Consider the following 376-nt stretch of genomic DNA (forward strand, 5'->3'; position numbering starts at 1 on the left):
CGTCCAGCCCCGCTCGCCCGCAGCCTCCGCGACGGCGTCGAACTCGGCTTCCAGGCCCGCGACCACCACCGCCCCAGGGCCGTTCCCCACCGCAACGTCCACACCCGGGAACGCCGCCAGCACCTCCGCCTCGGAAGCACCCACCGCGAGCATCGCCCCACCCGCCGGAAGGGCCTGCATCAACCTGCCACGCGCCGCGACCAGCGCCGCCGCATCGCCGAGCGACAGCACCCCGCCCACATGCGCGGCGGCAACCTCACCGATCGAGTGCCCCACCAGCACGTCCGCCCGCACACCCCAGTGCGACAGCAGCGCATGCAACGCCACCTCCACCGCGAACAACGCCGGCTGCGCGTACCCGGTCCGGTGGATCAGC

1 protein-coding gene is annotated in these 376 nt (G+C 74.2%); it reads right to left on the reverse strand.

Features of this window, described 5'->3' with window-relative positions; all coding sequences use genetic code 11:
* A partial coding sequence (locus PUR56_RS22745; protein ID WP_329950272.1) for an acyltransferase domain-containing protein occupies positions 1 to 376 on the reverse strand: 376 nt, incomplete at both ends.

It is taken from the genome of Streptomyces sp. BE303 (genome assembly GCF_036290945.1).
Taxonomy (GTDB): domain Bacteria; phylum Actinomycetota; class Actinomycetes; order Streptomycetales; family Streptomycetaceae; genus Kitasatospora.